Source organism: Achromobacter sp. SIMBA_011, from assembly GCF_046535435.1.
Taxonomy (GTDB): domain Bacteria; phylum Pseudomonadota; class Gammaproteobacteria; order Burkholderiales; family Burkholderiaceae_B; genus Achromobacter; species Achromobacter dolens.
Window position 1 is genome coordinate 1 of record NZ_JAWRWN010000752.1, and the last position, 258, is coordinate 258.

Below are 258 nucleotides of genomic sequence, written 5' to 3' on the forward strand. Positions count from 1 at the left end.
CTCGGCGCCGGTGTGCTGGCGGCCATTTTCCTGATGAAGCGCGCGCTGCCGCGCTGGCCCGGCGTGCTGCTCGCCGTGATCGGCGCGACGGTCGCGACGCGGCTGTGGCCGCTGCCCGGCGTCGCGACGATCGGCGCGCTGCCGGGCGGCATTCCCGCGCCGCGCCTTCCGGCCGTGTCGCTCGCCGACCTCGGCGCACTGGCGTCCGGCGCGTTCGCCGTCGCGCTGGTGTCGTTCGCCGACATCAGCATGCTGTCG

At 76.0% G+C, this 258-nt stretch carries 1 protein-coding gene; it reads left to right on the top strand.

Features of this window, described 5'->3' with window-relative positions; all coding sequences use genetic code 11:
* A partial coding sequence (locus SB816_RS32995; RefSeq protein WP_410548380.1) for a SulP family inorganic anion transporter occupies positions 1-258 on the top strand: 258 nt, incomplete at both ends.